The organism is Paenibacillus sp. FSL K6-1558 (genome assembly GCF_038002565.1).
GTDB lineage: Bacteria > Bacillota > Bacilli > Paenibacillales > Paenibacillaceae > Paenibacillus > Paenibacillus polysaccharolyticus.
On the sequence record NZ_JBBOCV010000001.1, the window covers coordinates 1,246,045 to 1,263,144 of the forward strand.

17 protein-coding genes are annotated in these 17,100 nt (G+C 46.8%); all 17 read right to left on the minus strand.

Annotated features, from left to right (window positions below):
* Positions 1 to 363 precede the first annotated feature (363 nt).
* Positions 364 to 1,458 (minus strand): prephenate dehydrogenase, encoded by a 1,095-nt coding sequence (locus MHI38_RS05205; RefSeq protein WP_154890613.1) that lies wholly within the window; start codon positions 1,456 to 1,458, stop codon positions 364 to 366.
* Positions 1,459 to 1,484: 26 nt separating this feature from the next.
* Positions 1,485 to 2,585: a histidinol-phosphate transaminase gene (gene hisC / locus MHI38_RS05210; RefSeq protein ID WP_154957575.1), complete on the minus strand. Its 1,101-nt coding sequence runs from the start codon at positions 2,583 to 2,585 to the stop codon at positions 1,485 to 1,487.
* A 64-nt stretch (positions 2,586 to 2,649) separates the two neighbouring features.
* On the minus strand, positions 2,650 to 3,456 hold the full coding sequence (gene trpA / locus MHI38_RS05215) for a tryptophan synthase subunit alpha (RefSeq protein WP_341181021.1): 807 nt from the start codon (positions 3,454 to 3,456) through the stop codon (positions 2,650 to 2,652).
* A complete protein-coding gene (gene trpB, locus MHI38_RS05220; protein WP_145331732.1) occupies positions 3,456 to 4,652 on the minus strand; it encodes a tryptophan synthase subunit beta in 1,197 nt (398 codons plus the stop codon). Before trpB ends, trpA begins: the two co-directional genes overlap by 1 nt.
* A complete protein-coding gene (locus MHI38_RS05225; protein WP_423246128.1) occupies positions 4,649 to 5,332 on the minus strand; it encodes a phosphoribosylanthranilate isomerase in 684 nt (227 codons plus the stop codon). The genes trpB and MHI38_RS05225 overlap by 4 nt, the downstream gene beginning before the upstream one ends.
* Positions 5,333 to 5,385: 53 nt before the next feature.
* Positions 5,386 to 6,174, minus strand: coding sequence for an indole-3-glycerol phosphate synthase TrpC (gene trpC, locus MHI38_RS05230; protein ID WP_154890616.1), 789 nt, complete (start codon positions 6,172 to 6,174; stop codon positions 5,386 to 5,388).
* Complete coding sequence (gene trpD / locus MHI38_RS05235) at positions 6,164 to 7,204, minus strand: anthranilate phosphoribosyltransferase (protein WP_154958041.1); 1,041 nt, start codon at positions 7,202 to 7,204, stop codon at positions 6,164 to 6,166. The genes trpC and trpD overlap by 11 nt, the downstream gene beginning before the upstream one ends.
* Before the next feature lie 68 nt (positions 7,205 to 7,272).
* Entirely contained in the window at positions 7,273 to 8,841 is a 1,569-nt protein-coding gene (gene trpE, locus MHI38_RS05240; RefSeq protein WP_154890617.1) for an anthranilate synthase component I, read from the minus strand.
* A 520-nt stretch (positions 8,842 to 9,361) separates the two neighbouring features.
* Entirely contained in the window at positions 9,362 to 9,730 is a 369-nt protein-coding gene (aroH, locus tag MHI38_RS05245; protein ID WP_154890618.1) for a chorismate mutase, read from the minus strand.
* A gap of 4 nt (positions 9,731 to 9,734) precedes the next feature.
* Positions 9,735 to 10,829, minus strand: coding sequence for a 3-dehydroquinate synthase (gene aroB, locus MHI38_RS05250; RefSeq protein ID WP_253493363.1), 1,095 nt, complete (start codon positions 10,827 to 10,829; stop codon positions 9,735 to 9,737).
* Position 10,830: 1 nt separating this feature from the next.
* On the minus strand, positions 10,831 to 12,000 hold the full coding sequence (gene aroC / locus MHI38_RS05255) for a chorismate synthase (RefSeq protein ID WP_154957579.1): 1,170 nt from the start codon (positions 11,998 to 12,000) through the stop codon (positions 10,831 to 10,833).
* A 168-nt stretch (positions 12,001 to 12,168) separates the two neighbouring features.
* Positions 12,169 to 12,960, minus strand: coding sequence for a CheR family methyltransferase (locus MHI38_RS05260; RefSeq protein WP_090917215.1), 792 nt, complete (start codon positions 12,958 to 12,960; stop codon positions 12,169 to 12,171).
* 24 nt (positions 12,961 to 12,984) lie between these two features.
* Positions 12,985 to 13,428, minus strand: a complete 444-nt coding sequence (gene ndk, locus MHI38_RS05265; protein ID WP_154890621.1) for a nucleoside-diphosphate kinase — start codon at positions 13,426 to 13,428, stop codon at positions 12,985 to 12,987.
* Positions 13,429 to 13,564: 136 nt separating this feature from the next.
* Positions 13,565 to 14,539 carry a polyprenyl synthetase family protein gene (locus tag MHI38_RS05270; RefSeq protein ID WP_090917219.1) on the minus strand — a complete coding sequence of 325 codons (975 nt, stop codon included), beginning with the start codon at positions 14,537 to 14,539 and terminating at the stop codon, positions 13,565 to 13,567.
* 351 nt (positions 14,540 to 14,890) lie between these two features.
* Positions 14,891 to 15,511, minus strand: a complete 621-nt coding sequence (locus MHI38_RS05275) for a UbiX family flavin prenyltransferase (protein WP_341181022.1) — start codon at positions 15,509 to 15,511, stop codon at positions 14,891 to 14,893.
* Entirely contained in the window at positions 15,511 to 16,377 is an 867-nt protein-coding gene (locus MHI38_RS05280; protein ID WP_090917224.1) for a UbiA-like polyprenyltransferase, read from the minus strand. Before MHI38_RS05280 ends, MHI38_RS05275 begins: the two co-directional genes overlap by 1 nt.
* Entirely contained in the window at positions 16,370 to 17,098 is a 729-nt protein-coding gene (locus tag MHI38_RS05285) for a demethylmenaquinone methyltransferase (RefSeq protein WP_090917226.1), read from the minus strand. The genes MHI38_RS05280 and MHI38_RS05285 overlap by 8 nt, the downstream gene beginning before the upstream one ends.
* Positions 17,099 to 17,100 lie beyond the last annotated feature (2 nt).

Consider the following 17,100-nt stretch of genomic DNA (forward strand, 5'->3'; position numbering starts at 1 on the left):
ATAGACGTGACCATTTCTAAAAAGGTTACAAAAATGAGATATTTTTTCCGGAATTTTTTTTGGCGCATTCTATCAACATTCTTTTTCGTACCTCACGAGTGGTTTTGCTAAGATTAAAAGCCTTGATTGTACTGTTTTTCCTCCAAATCTAAGTTTATACAAATAAATTTGTCCAAAGTGTTGACAAAATGAAAACGTATACATATAATAAAAGTACAGTATGGTTTCTCTCCACTCCTATCCAATAACTGTATTGCTCCACGTGAGCAATGGCCGCTTATGTAAGCGGTCTTTTTTTTGTCTAAAAACATAATTCTCCCACTGCTTACAAAAAAAAGAGAGCTCTCGCCCTCTTTTGTCAACCTAAATCCACACCTGATAACCTAGTGATGCCAGCAGAGTCTTCGCTCGTTCCATATCTTCTTCCTGACGGAATGACAAACGCATAATCCCCGGCACGTCCACCCGGTTTTCAATAATCTCAAGGTTACTCAAGTTGATATCATTTGTCCCGAGCTCTGTTGCTATTTTACCGATCATACCCGGAGCATCCTGCACATCTGTATACAGATCGAATAAAGGCGAGATCATGCCCTTGCGTCGCTCAGGCAATACACTGCGGAATTCCCGCGCCTGACGAAATGCATCCTCAATGCCTTCCCCGTTCTTTTGCTCTAACATCGTTGTAAAAGACGACATTTGACTATTCCAGTCCTTAAGCAACTCCAGCAGCACGTCACGGTTACTCAGCAGAATATCCCTCCAGACAATCGCATCACTGGACGCAATCCTCGTAATATCCCGAAAACCACCTGCTGCCAGCATTTTATACAGCGGATTAGATTCGTTATATTCACGTACCTGATTCACCAAAGCAACAGCAATAACATGGGGCAGGTGACTGATCGCACCTACAATATCATCATGCAACAGAGGCTCTACCCGAACAATCTGAGCACGAGTATACGCTAAAAGCTCGGATAAGCGGCCATACGCCTCCTCAGGCACATGCATGGAAGGGGTGAGAACGTAATAGGCGTTCTCAAATAATACAGCTGACGCTGCGTCTACACCCGCCCGTTCCGATCCTGCCATCGGGTGCCCTCCTATAAAGTAAGCCTCTTTTAACCGAATCTGTTCCGCACAAGCTGCAATGGAAGCTTTCGTACTCCCAACATCGGTAATGATGCAACCTTTTTTCAGCGGCAGTCTGGACAGTTGTTCAAAATACGATTCAAGCAAACCAACAGGCACACACAAAAAAATGAAGTCGGCATCCTGCACCGCTTCTTCCAGAGAGAGCGTCGCAGCATCCACTACTCCGCTCGCTATGTACTTGTCTTTTAACTCTTCCAAATGTGCGTAACCCATGACGGTAACCCCCGGCTTGCCTTTAAAGCAAAGCGCAAGTGAACCGCCGATGAGTCCGACACCAATCATTGCAATTTTTATGGTCATGGGTCCTCACTCTTTCATCGCCAGTATTAAGGGCGTGCTGCCACATTCTCCGCCAGTGTGTTCTCCAGCGCCGCTATAAAAGCACGATTTTGCTCCGCTGTTCCCACAGACACACGAATGTAAGTTGGATAGACGTGAAAGCCCGAGCGAACGATAATACCTTGTTTCAACAAAGACTGAAATGCCTCGACGGATGGCATGTTGACGTCAACCAAAATGAAATTACCTTGACTTGGGAAATAAGGCAAACCCAGTCGTGAAAATTCATTTTGCAGCCATTCCCGATCTTCAGCATTCCGTTTGGAACACTCCTGAACAAAAGCCTGATCCTGAAGTCCAGCCATTGCAGCAACCTGCCCAAAACGAGAGGTGTTAAACGGTTCCCGGACACGGTTAATCAGGTCAATAATCTCTGGACGCGCAATTCCGTAGCCTATGCGGAGTGATGCCAAGCCATAAATTTTGGAGAAGGTCCGCAGAACAACCAGGTTGGGGTAACGATCGATCAATGAAATGCTTTGCGGATAAGCTTCATCCGTTACAAATTCATAATAAGCCTCGTCCAGCACAACCATTACATTCGACGGTACCCGGTCCATAAAGCCAATCAGCTCTTGCTCGGAAATGATCGTACCTGTAGGGTTATTCGGATTGCACACCCAGACAGCTTTGGTCTTATCGTTGATTTGCGCCAGCATTGCTGGCAAGTCGTGAGTTCCATTTTTTAAAGGGACCTCTATCGTTACTGCACCTTCGATGTCCGCATTGCTTTTATACACGGAGAAGGTCTGGTCCGCCATAATGGTCTCATCTCCGGGAAGAAAGAACGCCCGCGTGATCAGCGCAATAATCTCATCTGATCCACAGCCAAAAATCAAATTGTCTCGCTCTACTTCCAAATGCTTGGCAAGCACCGCTGTCAGTTCTGCAGCACTTCCGTCGGGATAAATACTTACATTAGCCAATTCTCTCGTCATTGCCTCAAGTACAGCGGGAGAACTGCCATAGGGGTTCTCGTTGGAGGCCAGCTTGATGACGTGCTCCAGCCCCAGTTCACGTTTTACTTCTTCAATCGGTTTGCCCGGTTTATACACAGGCAGATTGACAATCTGGGATTTCGGTTTCAACTCGACCGCCTCCTGTTGTTCAAACTTAGAATAAAGTGCAAAATAAAAAGTTCAACTTATGTGATTATCCTTTTAATTGTGCCACAAAGTTGCGAATTTGCAACAGTCCTGCCTCACGAGTATCCGGATTTTCAAGTAGCGGGATTGCCTCTTCCACTTGACGCACAATAGCACTCCCTACAACGACACCATCACAGATGCGGGAGAAATGGGCTACTTGCTCATGACTCGAGATACCGAAGCCTACGGCAACAGGAAGGTCTGTCAGACCTTTTACCGTTTCAATAAAACTTTCTACACCGTTAAAAAAGGATGCACGCTCTCCAGTTACACCAAGAGATGAGACACAATAGATAAATCCGCGCGCTCCAGTGACAATCCGCTCAATACGAGCATTGGACGTAGGGGCTACAAGCGGGACTAGATGAACACCGGCCTGATCAGCACGGCGACGCATATCCTCAGCCTCTTCGATCGGTAAATCCGGAATAATCATGCCGCTGATATCATGTTTGATCAACTCGTCAAAGAAAATATCCAGACCCGTTTGCAGCACCGGATTGTAATACGTAAACAGAACAAAGGGTAATTTCACACCGGCTTCACGAGCTTTAGCCGCCGTCTCCATCACCGTACGAATCGTGATTTGGCTTTTCAATGCACGCTCGGAAGCACGCTGGATCACAGGGCCGTCTGCGAGTGGATCGGAATATGGAACACCAAGCTCCAAAATGTCTGCTCCTGCTTGTTCAAGCTCCTTGATAATATCAATAGTGGTGTTCACATCTGGATCACCAACGGTAAGAAACGGAATAAGCGCCGTGCGATTTTGTTCTTTTAATTGCTGGAAGGTTCGGTCCATCAGATTCATTACAAGTTACCTCCCGTATACTTCATAATGGATTCTACGTCTTTATCCCCGCGCCCAGACAGACAGATCACAATGATATCATCAGCTGTCAGTTCCGGCGCCAGCTTCACGACCTGGGCAACCGCATGGGCCGACTCGAGCGCAGGAATAATGCCTTCCGTACGACTTAACAACTGCAAAGCATCCAAGGCTTCCTGATCCGTGATCGGAACATATTTAGCCCGTTCAATATCTTTAAGATAGGAGTGTTCTGGTCCAACCCCTGGATAATCCAGACCTGCTGAGATGGAGTGTGCAGGTTGCACTTGCCCATACTCATCTTGTAACAGATAACTCATCGAGCCCTGGAATACACCATGTGTGCCTTTGCTCATCGTTGCCGCATGGTACTCGGTATCCACACCTTTGCCTGCTGCTTCAACACCGACCAATTTAACATCCTGATCTCCGATAAAAGGGTAGAACATTCCGATGGCGTTACTTCCGCCGCCAACAGCCGCTACAATAACATCCGGAAGGCGTCCTTCAATCTCCTGAATCTGACGACGCGTCTCGTCTCCGATCACACGCTGGAAGTTACGCACCATCATTGGATACGGGTGAGGTCCGACAACAGATCCCAGCACGTAGAAAGTATCTTCTACATTACTGACCCAATAACGAAGCGCTTCGTTACCAGCATCTTTCAATGTACGTGTGCCGGACGTTACCGGAATGACTTCTGCTCCGAGCAATTTCATGCGGAATACGTTTAGTTGCTGGCGCTGGGTATCTTCTTCACCCATGAATACTTTGCACTCCAGTCCAAGCAATGCCGCCACGGTTGCCGTCGCAACCCCGTGCTGGCCTGCGCCGGTCTCAGCAATGACTTTCTTTTTTCCCATCCGTTTAGCAAGAAGCCCTTGTCCAATCGCATTGTTGATTTTATGTGCACCTGTGTGATTCAGATCTTCACGTTTCAAATAAATTTTGGGACCACCCAGATGACGTGATAATTGCTCCGCGTGATACAAAGGTGTTTCTCGTCCGGAATATTCACTGAGCAAATAATTCAATTCCTTGTTAAACTCTTCATCCTCAGAGAAGCGGCTGTATGCTTCTTCTAGTTCAATCAGAGCGTTCATTAGTGTCTCGGGTACAAAACGGCCTCCGAAAAGACCGAAACGCCCATGTTCATCCGGCAATTGGTGTGTCATGCCTGCTTCACCCTTTCTACAAATGCTGTAATTTTGGATATATCTTTCAGACCTTCCGTCTCCACGCCACTTGATACGTCTACGCCATAAGGTCTGTACGTTTGAATTAAATGTTGTACATTGTCCGTCTGAAGTCCGCCTGCAACAAACATGGCAATACCACGTTCAGTAGCCCATTCTGCGTATACAGGAATACGTTCCCAAGCAAATGTTTTGCCAGAACCGCCACCATACAATGGATCAAAGGTGTCCAACAAGATCGCGTCAACGAATCCCACGTAATCATTTAACCGTTGCAAAGCGGCATAATCCGCATCCTGTCCTGTTTCGTCTTTTGGAAAAGAAACGACCTTGAACAAATCTGCATGCCAGAGCTCTTTCACTTGTTGACAGAATTCCGCACTTTCCTGCCCATGCAATTGAATCACATCCAAAGACACTGTCTCCATCACATGTTTCAGTTCTTGCATCGTCGGATTCACAAATACACCAGCAAGTTTCGGTCGTTCATGTAAAGACCATTCAAACAATACCGATCTCAACTCCGCTGCCTTCTCAGGAGTAATCTGTCGTCGGGACTTGGCAAATACGACACCAATATAGTCCACAGGCAAGTTTATCATCGATTTTAGCACTTCAACGTCCTGAAGTCCACATATTTTTACGGCCGCTGGCATCAAGTTCTCTTCTTTACGGGAACCTGCACCTGTATCGTCATATATCGGGTTATTCATTATTTTGGTCCCATCAGATCGTAAACAGCAGCTTCCACATCGTCTTTACGCATCAGATGCTCTCCAACGAGAATACCGTGCACGCCAGCTTCAATCAGGGGTTTGGTCGATTCCGCACCGTCGATCCCGCTTTCGCTAATGAGCGTCACACCTGGTGGAATCAGTTCCATCAGATCGAGCGTGGTATTCAGACTGGTTTCGAACGTTTTCAAATTTCGGTTATTGATACCAACAAGTGTCGCTTCAGGAATCTCTAATACCGTTTCCAGTTCTGCCCGGTCATGAACTTCAATCAAAGCATCCAGTCCAAGACTTTTCGCAAACGTTAGAAATTGACGAATCTGCCCCGGTGTGAGAATGCTGGCAATCAGCAAGATCGCGTCTGCTCCCAGAAGTCTAGCTTCTGCAATCTGTGACTCATCGATCATAAAGTCCTTGCGCAAGAGCGGAATATTCACAGCCTGATGAATAGCCTGCAAATACTCGTTACTACCCTGAAAATAGGAAACATCCGTCAAAACTGAGATACAATCAGCACCCGCACGTTCATAGGCAGAAGCAATCTCTACCGGATGAAAATCCGGGCGAATTAACCCTTTGGATGGCGAGGCCTTCTTCACTTCGGCAATAAGCCCCAGCTTACGATTGCGTCTGCTTGACAGTGCCTGTTCAAACCCGCGTGCAGCCGGTAATTGTTCAATCTTTTTCATAGCTTCATCCATGTTAAACGTCTGTGCAAGAGCCTGCACTTCTTTATGTTTTGTCGCAACGATTCGATCAAGATACATGATTGTACGCCTCCGTTGTATGAATTAACTGTCCAAGCTTACTGGCCGCTTTACCCGAGTCCACTGCCTCTGCAGCGATTTTAACGCCATCTGCAATGCTGTCCGCAAGGCCGGATACATAAATACATGCCCCTGCATTCAGCAACACAACATCCCGGTAAGCACTGCGTTCACCCTGGAAGATCCGATGTATAATTTCGGCATTCTGCGCCGCATCTCCTCCAAGCACTGCTTCGAGCGGATGCAAAGACAGCCCCATATCGCGTGGGTCAATGTCATACGTGTGCACTACCCCGTTCCGCAACTCCGATACCTGTGTAGGTGCAGAGATACTGATTTCGTCCAGACCATCATGGCTGGCAACAACTAGCGCTCTTTTCAAACCGAGGCGGTTAAGCACTTCTGCAATCATCGGCGTACGGGAACGATCATACAAACCGAGCAATTGACGATCTGCACCGGCTGGATTGGTTAATGGTCCAAGCATATTGAAAATCGTGCGCACACCCAGCTCTTTTCTCGGAGCCGCCGCATGACGCATGGATGGATGGTATACCTGAGCAAAACAGAAACAGATTCCGATCTCATCTAGACATTGTCTGGCCTGCTCTCCATTCAGATGAATATTAACGCCGAGCGCTTCCAACACATCCGCACTGCCTGCTTTGCCAGAAGCTGAACGATTGCCGTGTTTGGCTACTCGAACTGAAACTGCCGAAGCAATAATGGCCGATGCTGTAGAGATATTGAATTTATGAATACCCGATCCGCCTGTACCGCATGTATCCAGCAGCCCTCTACCATCAGTCAGTATACGTCCACCTTGTCCACGCATCGCCTGAGCAAAACCAGTGATTTCATCCACCGTTTCCCCCTTCATACGAAGAGCCATCAGCAACCCTCCGATTTGAGCCGGAGTAGCTTCACCTCGCATGATCGAATACATCAGTTCACGTGCCTCGTCCTGCTCCAGGTGACGGCCTTCGAGAATTTTAGCGAGTCCTTGTTTCATTCCTTCTTCCCGGGAAATCACTGCTTCAGGTAGCACCTGACTGTCATTCATGATTGGATTCAAGTTCATTTCCAGTCTCTCCTCTCTCAGTTTGTTGCCGAAGTTGGTGTAACAAAATAATCAGCGTTAGCCAGACTTAATTTGGGATCTGCAGCTTTTGCCGGAAACATCGCTTCAGCCGTACGAATGGCCTTTAACAATGCTTTGGCTTTGTTTACGGTCTCTTCATATTCCTTCTCAGGCACAGAGTCCCATACAATTCCGGCTCCGGCCTGTACATATGCTTTTCCTTTTTTGAAAATGATCGTACGAATGGTAATACATGCATCCATATTTCCGGAGAATCCAAGGTAACCGATCGCTCCTGCGTAGGCACCCCGTGCCTCCTTTTCCAGCTCCGCAATAATCTCCATCGCACGCAGCTTCGGCGCACCAGATACGGTCCCGGCTGGCAGACAGGAGAGGAAAGCATCGAAGAAGTCTTTATCTTCTCTTAACTCACCTGTAACGTTCGATACCATATGCATAACGTGAGAGTAACGCTCGATCTCCATGAACATGTCACACTTCACACTGCCAAAAGTGGATACACGCCCCAGATCATTTCTTCCCAGATCCACCAGCATCAGATGCTCTGCGCGCTCCTTCTCATCTTGTAGCAAATCTGCCGCAAGTGCGCGATCTTCTGCCTCTGTCGCTCCTCGTGGACGTGTGCCTGCGATAGGACGTGTTTCTACGCGATTGCCGTCAACCTTGACCAGCGCCTCAGGTGAGGTACCTACGATAATCTCATCGTCCATTTTCAAATAATACATATAAGGTGATGGGTTCAGCGTCCGCAGTACGCGATATACATGTAACGGGGAAATTTCCGTATCAATGTGAAAACGTTGAGACAGCACCACCTGGAAAATGTCTCCTGCACGGATATACTCTTTGGCTTGCTCCACATTGCCGATAAATTGCTCTTTCGTCAGATTGGAACGAATGTCCCCAAGCTCCACATCTCCCGGAATCGAACGCGGGTTCAGGTTTTCACCTGGTCCTTGCTGCTGCAAACGTTCTGCCGCTTGTTCAAGCTTCTCGGAAGTGGCTGCATACGCCTGACGAATCTCTTCATCCGTTGCCCCATCTTTGACATGTACATTGCCAACGAGCAACATGTGCTGCTTCACATGGTCAAACACAACAATTTGATCACAAAACATAAAGCGAATATCATCCATATTCAGATCATCCAGCGCATGAGCTGGAAGCTTCTCATAATATTGCAACAGGTCATATCCAAAAAATCCAATGGCTCCACCAGTAAAAGGAGGAAGATCTTCCATCTTCGGGCTCCGATATTTGCGTAGCAAAGCTTTCAGTTCTTCGATCGGTTTGCCTGGCAGTTCAAGAGTCTTTCCTGCCTCTTCAACCACAATTCGGCCTTTCTTTCCCGAAATCATCAGAAACGGATCCGTACCGATGAAGGAATATCTAGCCCATTGAATGCCACCCTCTACACTTTCAAGCAAAAAGGCACGGTCATTGTCCGCATAACGGCGGAAGATACGAATCGGTGTCTCCATATCAGCCAAAATCCGTTTAACAACCGGAATCAGATTATATTCATTTGACATTTTCAATACTTGATTAACGTTTGGCGTTATCATCAGATCACGTCCTTTCAGATTTAGGTAGAAGAAAGTTATGACGACAAAAAACCTCTACCATCAGGTAGAGGTTTGGTTATAAGCTGTATTCAAGCATGTTGCTCCATAAATAACAAGTCCCTATACTTTTGCGAAGGGCGAGTGACAGGCAACTGATCCATGTTCATCCATGTTTCAGATATTATAAGATAACATATACTTCGTAACATTTCGTTTGCATCATCTTCATCTCTTGAGAAATCAATTCAATTCCTCAATGATAGATAATGTGAAATGTTCGTTAGATATATGGGAATAAACGATGTCCTCTGACACGTCTACTCTCTTCTCCTGTACTTCTCCCTTAGCAAGACGTACCGTGTATGCGTTGACCGATTTCGGATGCATCGGCTACCAAACACTGGACTCTGCTATATACTAGGCTCAACTCAGCTGCTCTCAGCTCAATCTAAACTCTACTCAACTGTTTCTCACTATACATCATATTCACTGGTTTGACAACCATGATCATGGAAGAAACTTAACGCCCTGCCAGATCGGGACGTAATGCCTGTGCACCGTTAAGGTACACGTGATGAATTTCATTTTGTGCTTTGGTTGTGTTCACATGTACCATAAAACGAATACATTTCGCCAAAGCGCCTTTTACAGGAACCTCTAGTGCACACATCAAAGGCACAAGCTCCCATCCATCCAACTGACGAATCACTTTTGCTGGAAAAGCCGCATCCAGATCGCCGGTCATCGTAATCCATACGCTGCATATATCTTCCGGTATAATCTTGTTCCGGTCAACAATTTCCTGAAGCAACACTGCTGTTTCTTGCAAAATCTCATCTTCACTGTTCTGGGTGACCGTGGTCGCCCCGCGAATTCCCCGTGTAACCATGCTGTTATTCTCCCTTCCTAAGCAGTTCAATGACTTCACGAACAACCGTAACCGGCACATCCTTCACGATTCTGGCAGATCCAATCCGATCAGGAACGATAAAGACCATATGGCCCTCGCGGAATTTCTTATCATGCATCATCGCTTCCATCAATGCATCCGTACTTAGATGTGCAGGTAGCGTCACGGGAAGACGAAGAGAACGCAACATACGAACAGTATCCTCATACAGCCCTGCTGGCGCTCCGAGTTTCTCACCCAGTAGTGCCGATCCAGCCATACCGATAGAAATGGCTTCTCCGTGCAGAAATTCACCGTATCCAGCAATTGCTTCAATCGCATGTCCAATCGTATGACCTAGATTCAGGAGTGCACGTTCTCCATTCTCACGTTCATCATTGGAAACAATCTCGGCTTTGATGCTGCATCCACGTTCCAGACCATATCCGAGTGTATCCGGGTCAAGCGCAAGCAGCGCTTCGGCGTTTTCTTCGCACCAATGGGCAAAAGCTTCATCACGGATCAGTCCGTGCTTCAGCATCTCAGATAAACCGGCCGATACATCTCTTGGCGGCAACGATTGCAATGTGTCAACATCATACAGTACAAGCTCCGGCTGATGGAAAGCACCAATCATATTTTTCGCAAGAGGATGATTGACCGCCACCTTACCGCCAACGCTACTGTCATGAGCAAGAATGGTTGTTGGGATCTGCACAAACTTAACCCCGCGCATATATGTAGCTGCGACAAAACCAGCCAGATCGCCCACAACGCCTCCCCCTAGAGCGAGAATCGCCGAACTACGGTCCAGTTTGCCTTCAATCGCTACCGTCATCATATCCTGATATACCGCAAGTGATTTCGAAGTCTCGCCAGACGGCACGACTGCGGATACGACGGAATATCCCGCCGCACGCAACGTTTGCTCTAATCGATGCAAGTATATCGGGGCTACATGATCATCTGTAATGATCAGAAGTGGACTTTTTTTAGTCAATCCATACTGTTCAAAATATTGCGGAGCTTGAGCCAGCAGGCCGCTGCCAATCAATATAGGATATGAGCGCTCTTCAAGCTGTACTGTCAACTGACGCATATTAGTAATTCTCCAATTGTGCTTGGTAGCTGGCAACGTTTGCCCGAATCTCCTCCATGGAATCCCCGCCGAACTTCTCCAGGAATGCCTTGGCAATTTCCCAAGCAACGACATGTTCCATAACAACGCTAGCTGCCGGAACCGCACAAGCATCGGAACGTTCAACCTGAGCCGAAAAAGCTTCTTTCGTATCGATATCTACGCTTTGCAACGGCTTGTACAACGTTGGGATAGGTTTCATTACTCCACGTACCACAACCGGCATACCGTTGGTCATACCGCCTTCAAACCCGCCCAGACGATTCGTTGCACGGTGGTAACCACGATCCTCCGTATACAGAATCTCATCATGTACCTGAGAGCCGCGAATCGTACCCGCTTCGAAGCCGATACCGATCTCCACACCTTTGAACGCATTGATCGACATTACACCTTGAGCGATACGAGCATCCAACTTGCGATCATATTGTACATAGCTTCCCAGACCGACAGGAACGCCTTCAACGATACATTCCACGATTCCACCGATGGAATCTCCTTCTTGCTTGATCTGATCGATATAGGCTTCCATTTTCTTCTCTGTCTCCGCATCTGTCACACGAACTGAAGATGCTTCTGTCACGGCGATCAGTTCATCAATCGGAAGCTCCTGGTATGGTGCTTCAATCTCCCCGATACGAATAACCCTTCCAGCCACTTTAATACCGAATTCAGCCAGAAACTGTCGTGCAATCGCACCACATGCTACACGTACAGTTGTCTCACGCGCACTGGAGCGTTCCAGAACGTTACGCAAGTCTTTGAGATTGTACTTCAACCCACCGTTAAGGTCGGCATGCCCAGGGCGTGGGCGATGAACACGGCGTTTTTCTTCATCAGTACCTTCAATCGGCTCAATGTTCATAATATTCTGCCAATGCTTCCAGTCATTATTCTGAACAACGAGCGCTACTGGAGCACCTGTCGTATATCCATGACGAATTCCGCCAACAAAATTAGCTTGGTCTTTCTCAATCTGCATCCGGCGTCCGCGGCCATACCCTTTCTGGCGGCGATGAAGCTGGAAGTTCAATTCTTCAAAATCAATATTCAAATTACTTGGCAGTCCTTCAATAATTGCGGTCAATTGGGGTCCGTGCGTTTCCCCTGCGGTTAAATAACGTAAACTCATAATACGTTCCCCCTTTAAACTGTTAAACTTCACATTGCTAAAATCCCATAATTTCTTTGCTTATTATAGTATAGCTGACCAGCTTTGACAAGAAAGCCTCTTTTTCTTATGCAAACAACCGCCTGAGCACATCTTCATGCACCTCAGGCGGTTGATCTATACACTGATTTATTTTTTCCGATAGAAAAACGTCTCTGCCGTCTCCAGCCCGTATTGTCCTGGGGAGAAAATCTGCTCTGTGCTGCCTACGAACAACATCCCACCTGGACGCAGACTGGCTGCGAATTTGTGATACAGCAGGTTTTTCGCTTCCTCTGTAAAATAAATCATGACATTCCGGCATACGATCAGATCGTATCCATCATCAAAACGGTCAACCAGCAAATTCTGCTTCTTGAAGTTGATCGAGCTTTTTAATTTCTCATCAATACGATACATCATACCGTCTTGCTTGAAATATCGACTCGCCGTTTCTGGAGGCACGTCCTTCAGCGAACGTTCCATATAACGGCCTTCCTTAGCCTTAGCGAGTGCACCTTCATCCAGGTCACTTGCCGTAATGGAACTTTCTTTCAAGATGCCTAGCGTATCCAAAATCATGGCAATCGTGTATGGCTCCTCACCAGTCGAACAAGCAGCGCTCCATACCTTGACCTTGCGTTTGGAACCCACGAGCTCAGGCAGAATCTCATCACGTAACACTTCCCAGCGATTCGGGTTGCGCCAAAATTCCGATACGTTAATGGTCATGCGATCCAGAAATTCGTAAAATAACGACTTCTCCTTCTGCATCGCATCAAAAAAGATAGAAAATGTATTAAACCCGTTTTTGTTACGTAGTGTGGTCAGCCTTCTTTTCATCTGGCCTTCTTTGTACTGAGCAAGATCAATGCCTGTGCTCTCTTTAATTTTACGAATGAATCCGGCATAATCCGGGTCTAGTTGTTCTTGCTCCAGCATCGTACATCACCCTTTGGCTAATAATTACAACCAGCCTGCGATGCTCTTCTCATAGGTTACCAGCTCGTCAGAACTAAAGAAATTAGCAGCTTCACGAGTAGCACTTTCCGGCGAATCTGCCCCGTGAATGAGATTATGTGGTGTATGGCTAGCGAAATCTCCACGGATTGTCCCTGGAGCTGCTTCCTTCACATTCGTTTTACCAATGACAATACGTGCAAGTGTCACAATATCGTCGCCCTCCCACACCATGGCAAATACAGGGCCAGAAGTGATAAAACGAACCAGATCATCAAAGAACGGCTTGCCCTCATGTTCAGCATAATGGCGCCTCGCCTGTTCTTCCGACATCTGCACCAGTTTTCCTGCTACCAGCTTAAATCCCTTGTCTTCCAGACGGCTGATAATACGGCCGATCAAACCACGCTGCACACCATCCGGTTTCACCATCAAAAAGGTACGATCCATTACCAGTTCACTCCTCACTCACGGTTCAAAGTTAATCACTATGTAAACGCAATCCCTTTGATTGTAACATACAAGTCCAAATCCTCCCAATGAGGATTTTCACATCCGTGTAGAGCATTAAACAACACAAGCAAGCTTAATGTGTACGTTTAACGACAAAGTGAGCAATGTCTCGCAGATTTTTAGTGGTCTTGATATTAGGCAGCTGATCGAGAGCATCGAGCGCTTTCTTCATATATCGGTCAGCAAGGGCTTCTGCTTTAGCAATTCCTTGACTTTGGCGAATCATTCCAATTGCATCCGATGCACTTGCACGTCCTTCTTCATGATGAACACGCGAAATTTCCTTGAGCAACGGCTCACGTAACTGTTCTTCTTCCAAAGCATACAGCACAGGTAACGTGATGTTACCTTGTTTCATATCACTTCCTGGAGGCTTGCCAAGTTGTTTCTCCGTACCCACCAAGTCCAGAACATCATCCTGAATCTGAAAAGCCATACCCACATTGTATCCATAGGTATACAACAAAGATGAAATGTGCTCAGGTGCACGAGTAGCGAGTGCTCCAAGCTGGCAGCTCACTGCAATCAGAAGTGCAGTTTTGCGACGAATACGTAGCAGATAGTTACGCACACTCTGACCTGTATTAAAAAAGTCCCGAATCTGTTCCATCTCACCAATGGACATCTGTACCATAGCTTTGGCAAGGATGCGGTGAATAGCCGGATCAGAAAGTCCTGCCGTCATCTCTAGCGCTTTGCCATAGATATAGTCTCCTGTATACATCGCAATCCGATTGTCCCATTTAGACTTGACGGTGGGTTTGCCCCGGCGAGTCTCCGCATTATCGATGACATCATCATGAACGAGGGAAGCAGAATGAATAAGTTCCAGTGGAACGGCTACGAGCTTCAAACGCTCGATATCGTATGTACCAAATTTGCCACCTAAAAGCACAAAAACAGGCCGCAGTCGTTTTCCACCTGCCTTAAGCAGATGAAGCGAAGTTTCACTCAGTAACTTTTGTTCGCCTTTTACGCTACGATACAACTCTTTTTCAACGTAATCCATGTCCTTTTTTAACAATCCGAAAATGTCCAATAGTTTCATTCGTTCACCCGTGTCAGCGTATTGTCAATCCAAAAATCCATGCTTACCTTCCCTTCCAGCAAGCCCGAGCCTACAGGCAAAAACGTCGCCTCAGGCTCGCCGTTCCTGCTTGTGTTCTTCTACAGCGTCCATCATGATGCCTATTCGAATGCCAGCACCAACATTCGGGATTTAAACGCTGCGACCAAATCTGAATCAACCAAAAGTACAGAAGTTGCCGGAGCATGGGTCAAGACTGTGGACACATTTATCTGGCCATCAGCACTCACCGATACCCCGGGAGTCAGGGGATCATGTCCATGTGTCGCACTTTTCTGATCCGGTTATTCAGAAAAGCGCGACCCGGCTACATTATCCCCGTTCATCCGGTTCTCCCCATCTAGTAAACAGTTGATGCGGGATGCGCAAGCTATCCAGCACTTTACCTACTAAAAATAAAATTAAATCCTCCATGCTCTGAGGTTTGTAATAAAAGGCAGGCATCGCCGGGATCATTCGCACACCAAGACGTGAAAGCTTCAGCATGTTTTCCAAGTGAATGGCATGCAAAGGCGTCTCACGAGGCACAAGAATTAACGTCCTGCCTTCTTTCATCATAACATCTGCCGCGCGTGACATCAGATTGTCTGAAGATCCGTTTGCAATCGATGAAAGAGTGCCCATGGAGCAAGGCATGATAATCATGCCTTCCGCCAGATAAGAACCGCTGGCAATCGAAGCCCCGATATCACTAACGGGATGATAGATTAACGATCCACCGCGATGACCGAATTTTTCTTGGAGCAGGCTATCCCGGTTCGTCACATCCCAGTCCATTTCTTCCTTTAGTACACGCCAGCCAGCATTGGAAATAACCAAATGAACGGCATATCCCAGGTCAAGCAACGTTTCAATCAATCGGATACCATATATGCTGCCACTCGCTCCGGTGATTCCGACGACAAGTCGTTTATTCTCCGGTTGCTGCATCATTATTTCACCGCCAGATCAATGAATGTAAACGTAAATACGACTAGGCTCAGTACACTATTCATCGTAAAGAATGCCGTTTGTACACGGCTCATATCATTAGGTGACACAATATAGTGCTCATAAAGCAGGATACCATACGTAATCAGCATACCTGCGCCATACCACCAGCTCAGATCGGTCATTAGTAACAAGGCAAGGAAACCAATCGCCGTAATGACATGAAAGAACTTGGCAATCTGCAATGATTTCACAAGTCCGAAGCGGGACGGAATGGAATGCAGACCTTCTCCCTGATCAAACTCCAGATCCTGACATGCATAAATAATGTCAAAACCGGCAGTCCAGAATACAATCGTAACGTACAGAACAATCGCTGTCCAATCCATAGTACCTGTCACAGCCACCCATCCTCCCAAAGGAGCAAGGCCAATGGTCATCCCCAGTACGACGTGACAAAGCCATGTGAACCGTTTGGTGTACGAATATAGCACTAACATGAAGACTGCAATCGGCAACAACTGCATGGATAATACATTAAGATTGGATGATGCCCAGAATAATAAAATAAACGAGATGATGATAAAAATAATAACCTCGCCATTCTTCAGCAAGCCTGCTGGAATAGCTCTCATCGCCGTACGTGGATTTTTTGCGTCAATCGCCTGGTCAATAATCCGGTTCAAACCAAATGCGGCACTCCTTGCACCAACCATGGCAAGTAATACCCACATAATCTGCATCCAGCTTGGGAACGTGTTGTTAACAACCATCGATCCCAGGATAGCGCCCATAAAAGCAAAAGGTAAAGCAAAAAGCGTATGTTCAATCTTGATCATTTCTAAAAAGATGCGAATTTTCCTAAACATTCTGATTCTCCTTGGTTCCAATATGCAGTGCCGCGATGCCTCCGGTTAGAGGGTAGGCCTGCACCTGTTGCAATCCAGTTTCAACAAAAATGTCTGCCAGTTCCTTTCTACCCGGGAAAAGCGCCAGAGAGTCCGGCAGCCATTTATACTGCTCATAACGTTTGGCAAACAGTTTCGCCATATTTGGCAGCATATGCTCAAAATAAAAATAATAAATGCCTTTAAACGGCTGCCACGTCGGTTTGGACAATTCCAGACAAACCACCATACCGCCGGGTTTTACAACACGTTTCATTTCAGACAAAACCTGTCTTAGATCAGGCACGTTACGTAAACCGAATCCAATCGTAACATAATCGAACGTATTGTCTTCAAAGGGCAAAGACATGGCGTTCCCTTGAACGAGCGTAATCTGTTTTGAACGGTTCACCGCATCAATTTTCGTCTGGCCCACTTCCAGCATGTTGCTACTGAAATCCAGCCCGTGCATGTGCCCCGTTTCACTTGCCTGTGCCATAGCGAGCGTCCAGTCGCATGTGCCGCAACACAAATCCAGTCCCGTATCTCCCTTGGACATATTCATCTTCTTCATCGTGAATTTACGCCAAGCTTTATGCCTGCGGAAACTCAGAATATCATTCATGACGTCATACTTGCCGGCTATACTCTGAAAAACCGAATGGACAAATTCTTCTTTCGGTTTGGTCTCTCCGCTACCCATTC

Coding starts and splice junctions, on each gene's coding strand:
- MHI38_RS05205 (WP_154890613.1), bottom strand. CDS start 1,458: ATGACCATAAAAATTGCAATGATTGGTGTCGGACTCATCGGCGGTTCA.
- trpA (WP_341181021.1), bottom strand. CDS start 3,456: ATGAATCTGATGGACCGAACCTTCCAGCAATTAAAAGAACAAAATCGC.
- trpB (WP_145331732.1), bottom strand. CDS start 4,652: ATGACACACCAATTGCCGGATGAACATGGGCGTTTCGGTCTTTTCGGA.
- trpC (WP_154890616.1), bottom strand. CDS start 6,174: ATGTATCTTGATCGAATCGTTGCGACAAAACATAAAGAAGTGCAGGCT.
- trpE (WP_154890617.1), bottom strand. CDS start 8,841: ATGATAACGCCAAACGTTAATCAAGTATTGAAAATGTCAAATGAATAT.
- aroH (WP_154890618.1), bottom strand. CDS start 9,730: ATGGTTACACGGGGAATTCGCGGGGCGACCACGGTCACCCAGAACAGT.
- aroB (WP_253493363.1), bottom strand. CDS start 10,829: ATGCGTCAGTTGACAGTACAGCTTGAAGAGCGCTCATATCCTATATTG.
- aroC (WP_154957579.1), bottom strand. CDS start 12,000: ATGAGTTTACGTTATTTAACCGCAGGGGAAACGCACGGACCCCAATTG.
- MHI38_RS05260 (WP_090917215.1), bottom strand. CDS start 12,960: ATGCTGGAGCAAGAACAACTAGACCCGGATTATGCCGGATTCATTCGT.
- ndk (WP_154890621.1), bottom strand. CDS start 13,428: ATGGATCGTACCTTTTTGATGGTGAAACCGGATGGTGTGCAGCGTGGT.
- MHI38_RS05270 (WP_090917219.1), bottom strand. CDS start 14,539: ATGAAACTATTGGACATTTTCGGATTGTTAAAAAAGGACATGGATTAC.
- MHI38_RS05275 (WP_341181022.1), bottom strand. CDS start 15,511: ATGATGCAGCAACCGGAGAATAAACGACTTGTCGTCGGAATCACCGGA.
- MHI38_RS05280 (WP_090917224.1), bottom strand. CDS start 16,377: ATGTTTAGGAAAATTCGCATCTTTTTAGAAATGATCAAGATTGAACAT.
- MHI38_RS05285 (WP_090917226.1), bottom strand. CDS start 17,098: ATGGGTAGCGGAGAGACCAAACCGAAAGAAGAATTTGTCCATTCGGTT.